Origin of the sequence: Saprospira grandis DSM 2844 (assembly GCF_000275825.1) — a bacterium.
Taxonomy (GTDB): Bacteria; Bacteroidota; Bacteroidia; order Chitinophagales; family Saprospiraceae; genus Saprospira; species Saprospira grandis_A.
Window position 1 is genome coordinate 4,415,882 of record NZ_JH719942.1, and the last position, 4,551, is coordinate 4,420,432.

Sequence of the window (4,551 nt, forward strand, 5' to 3'; positions counted from 1 at the left end):
GGGCGCAGTTCGACGACCAAAGGGAGTAACCGATGTGCAGGGGTGGCCGAAGGCCAGACCCAGCGGGCATTGCCCGCGCAGGGCCGAGCGAGCAGCGAGCCCCGAAACGTAGCGCCCGCCGAAGGCGGGAGGCCCCTACTACCAATTAACACAGCTGAGATTGCTAGTCTTAAAGATAATCGGCGTACTAGTTAGTCTGGAGAAATACCTAGTTTAAGAAATTAGGTAAGATAACTTTTTCAAATTTTTCTTTATAAAACTTCTTCCTTCTCTGAAAAAGAGCATCATCGCTAGTTATAGCTCCATTAACCTGTATCAACTTAATTTGCAGAACAGAATCAAATGGATAAATGCCTAGTAAAAATTTTTCATCACAACTATCCTCTTCAATAACATCAGTAAATTCACACTCCCAATAAGTTGAGTCCTTAATGCTAAAGAGTCCACAGCTTGAAGTTGCTCTCTCATATAATTCCTGACTGTTTAAAGGTGTAGTATACAGTATTGAGTAGTAATACTCTCCATAAATTCCTTTAGGTGCAGGCTTCATAATTTGATAACAACTACCTAAACTAAGTAATAGAAATAAGTATATTTTTTGCATATCAATCTAAGTTAATTACCTTGTTCGTACAGAATAGTTGGTTCTTTCACTGAAGAATCATTGTTTTGGCTTCTAGGAAAAAAAGACGGATTCCACCATGATGCGTGATGAGGGTGATTTGCTTTAGTATTGATTGTAGGCATATCTATTTTAAAAAGAGGTGGCAACTCTTCACTATTTACATCTGGTTCAGGAGGATAGGCTCTTGCTCCACTAGGCAACTTTGCCCAAACTTTGTCTTTTGCAAGCTCAACTCCTCCTCTAACTTCTGCCCCCTTATATCCTGCTACTAAATCATCCTTACTTCTCATAAAGTAATTTGTTTTTGCATTAGGATCCGCATCCATTCCTGTTCCGGGGCGTCCAGTATATCCTGCAATATCCACAACAAATTCAATATTTATGCTAATAGCATGTTCTGCGATAAATTTTTCAGCAGAATAGTCACTTCCTTCAAATTCTGCAACTTCTCTAATTCCCTGATTATACTCTGTTACATAATCTACCAATGCTTGTGAAAAACCTTTCTGATATGCAGCCCCCATACTATTTGTAACAAACTTTATAGACTCACCCTCCTTTAAACTTGCTATAATATCTTTAGCATGGGTTTTTCCCATTTGATACCCTGCATCATATCGTCCCTCACTACTAAATTTAGCACCATATTGACCTGGGGTATTCCCCCACCCCCACAGTCCGCCAGATGCCCCATCAAAAAACATAGCCTTATTATCTCCAATAGAAGACATGACTCTTTTAGCCCAATCATCTCCCCAATACCCCATTAATCCACCACAACATGCTCCTGTTCCACTTCCCCAGAACCCATTAACGAAAATTACAAGATTACCATCAGGATCCATAGCTTGTATTGGAGTATTTAGGGCAAAATTATATGGACTTGCAGAAGGATACTCACTAGATAAAGCATCCACAGACCACCACCGCCCCAACTGGCTATTATACATCCTCGCTCCAAAATCATAGCTGCCACTAGTTGCATCCTCATCCGTCTCCTTCCCATTAAACCCAAAACGATACCCCTCCCCACTCACAAACTTACGGCCAGGCATTTCCCAACCAAAAGGGTAGTATAAGTTTGCAGAAAAAACCTGCGCCAGATAATAATCTGCCTGCCCCGTTTGGCTGCTGTCTTGGCCCAAAGATTTATCGCTGACCGTAGCCAGTACGTTGCCTAGGTGGTTGGAGAGCTCGTAGCGGCGGCGGCCCAGCTCATTTTATTTCAAAGAACGAGGTCTAAAGATACTATTTTTTTTCTTTTTTTGGGGCCTGCCGCCTAAGGCGGCCGGGCTGTTTATTCCCGTTGGTCATCGAACTGGCGCCCCTTAGGGGCTGGTTGTCAGGGCTCGCAAGCCTGCTCGGCCCTGCGCCAGCAAGCTGGCTCGGTCTGCCGCTGCGCGGCCCCCTTGCAGGCCCCTAGGCCGATTTGGCCTTTTAACTTAGAATTCAGCCACAAAAAGAATGAAATGTAGTCCTTTACTCTTCTACATTAGATTTATAGGCTATATCAGCACGAAAAAAAGTATCCGGAAAATGATCCAGTTTCACTTGCGCTGCATTATAGGCGGCCTTCCATTCCGGATAATAATAATGTACAGCCATGCTATCCGCAGCATAAAGTTCTAAGCGAGCAAATGGCTCCCCTTTTTTTGGAACAGGACGAGCCCAAGCTTTCCAATGCATCATATCCCATTTACAATCCTCTCGATCAGCCCAATATATAACTGCTGCCCCATTTTCATAACTAATCGGAAATTCAAAATAACACTGCATATTATACATATATAATATGTTTCGTTCCGTAAATTTCAAAGTGATGCCATTTGAGCTCCCCCAAACGCTATCCTCCTGCACCACAAAAGGTAGTTGGTAGTTTTCTCCCAGCACTAAGCTATCCGGAAAAAACTGAGGATATTTTCGAGGCAAAAGGCTATCCCTATAAGTGGCCAAAAAGTGATCTTCGCCTGCATTCAGCTTATAAATCGCAAAAAGAGAATCGGCTTGCACAGCAGCATAAAATGGCAGTTCTTTTAGACAGTCTTCACTAATTAGTTCATAGTAAGAACTATATTTACGTATAACCTGCATTTCTTTAGGCCAATACACCAATAACTGCTTTTCCTGCCGCTCATAAGAAAAAGGATAAACACAATCCTTGCTAAAAAAATAGTACAACTCCTCTCCTTTCAGCTTAAACTTAATGTCCTTTGCCCTAGCCGTTTTTTGAAGCCAAACTTCTGCTTCTTTTTCTTCCTCTACTGTAGTTTTCTGCTCTTCTACTGCAGCCAAAGGCCGTTTTTCTTCTGCTGTTGGTGGTTGTACTGCTGGTTGGCAAGACAATAAGCCTAAACTCAAAGCGACCAAATACAATAGTTTTTTATTCATAATAATCATTCTAATAATTTACTTCTTATCAAGTTCAACATCTAATTCACCTGGTTGAGCTCCTAATGACGATTTATTATTTAGCTCTTTTATCACATTAGCTTTAAAAACTTCTCTGGTTTGCTCTAAAGTGAGCCCTTGCTGTCCAGAGTTCCCTCCAGGCAATGATGGCCACTGGTATACATTGATGTTTGGCAAGGCTTTTTCCCACTCGCCCTTCTTTACAAAATCTAATGCACCGTACCTTTCAAGAACATAAACAGCTGCTTGATCTTGATACTTCCCATCAAAATTAGGGTATCCTTTTTTCAATCCATAATCTTCCCAACCAGCCATTGTAAACCCATAAGCTCCTGATGCAGAACCTAAGTCCCCCCAGCCTTTTCTTTGTTTCATAGGGTGATATAAATGAGGTTCTGCATCTCCATCTCTTTGCTCTGGCTTCATATATGCTTTATACCCCCATAAAACATCATAAGTTTGCTCAATGCCATGACCTTCAGCTGTTTTTATCGTACTTAAAAATGCTCGAACATTCAATTCCTCCGTAGTTAATGGTGTCGCTTCACTCAAAGCATCGGCAATACCCTTATAGTCTATATTTAAAGCTTTTTCTTCAAAAGAAGGGTTCTTTTCAGCTAAATTTTGAGCCGCTAAACAAACTGTTTCTACATTTTCAGCCTTAACAGTTCTAACCATATTATTATCCCCTATTTGACCAACTATTTCTCCTGTTTCTGTCGAAATATACGCCTCCAAACCATCCAAATCAATCGCCCATAAAGGCGTATTAGAAGCAAACTGATAACAAGTCAACTCAGGATATTTAGGCGCCAACGGATCCACACTCAAAAACTTCCCTATACTCGGATTATACAACCTAAAGCCATAATCCTGAATATTTTGCGTCCCCCAATCTCGGTCATCCTCCTTCCCATTAAACCCAAAACGATAGTCCTCCCCACTCACAAACTTACGCCCAGGCATTTCCCAACCAAATGGGTAGTATAGGCTTGCAGAAGAAACCTGCGCCAAATAATAATCTGCCTGTCCAGTTTGGCTGCTGTCTTGACCCAAAGATTTATCACTGACCGTAGCCAGTACGTTGCCTAAATGGTTGGAGAGCTCGTAGCGGCGGCGGCCCAGCTCTAGTTGCTGGTAGCTGCTTTGCGCCAAAGCCGTTTTGAGCAGACTCCCAGCAGGCAAGCCAACGGCCCCCGACTCATCCCGATACCTTAAAGCTAAGGCTTTTTTCTAAGATTCCCAAACGGGCCGAGCCATATAAATGCAGCTCCTCTAAATACAAGCTATCTTTGTCATCGACCAGCGCAATATTTTCTTCATTGTACTGATAAACCGCCAGCACATTCCCCTGAGGGTCACGAACATAATACTGCCCTTCCGACCGAATATCCACAGGACCATCTACATACAATTTCTTTTTGGCCAAGCGGTTGCCCATGGGGTCATACTCATATTGCAAGACCGAGGGGCCCGGCTTGCCCGCCTCAAAATGCCAATAACCGCCTAGGGACAAG

The 4,551-nt window shown here is 42.6% G+C and carries 4 protein-coding genes and 1 pseudogene; all 5 read right to left on the minus strand.

Going from position 1 to position 4,551, the window contains the following annotated elements:
• Positions 1-208 precede the first annotated feature (208 nt).
• The gene (locus SAPGRDRAFT_RS19615; RefSeq protein WP_002661239.1) at positions 209-604 is read right to left on the minus strand and encodes a hypothetical protein; all 396 of its coding nucleotides are present in this window, start codon (positions 602-604) and stop codon (positions 209-211) included.
• 11 nt (positions 605-615) lie between these two features.
• Entirely contained in the window at positions 616-1,770 is a 1,155-nt protein-coding gene (locus tag SAPGRDRAFT_RS23715) for an RHS repeat domain-containing protein (RefSeq protein ID WP_002661240.1), read from the minus strand.
• Between the two features lie 334 nt (positions 1,771-2,104).
• Positions 2,105-3,013: a hypothetical protein gene (locus tag SAPGRDRAFT_RS19625; protein WP_156002036.1), complete on the minus strand. Its 909-nt coding sequence runs from the start codon at positions 3,011-3,013 to the stop codon at positions 2,105-2,107.
• Between the two features lie 18 nt (positions 3,014-3,031).
• Positions 3,032-4,189, minus strand: a complete 1,158-nt coding sequence (locus SAPGRDRAFT_RS22770; protein ID WP_002661242.1) for an RHS repeat-associated core domain-containing protein — start codon at positions 4,187-4,189, stop codon at positions 3,032-3,034.
• A gap of 46 nt (positions 4,190-4,235) precedes the next feature.
• A pseudogene (locus SAPGRDRAFT_RS19640) lies at positions 4,236-4,551 on the minus strand (hypothetical protein); the annotation flags it as partial.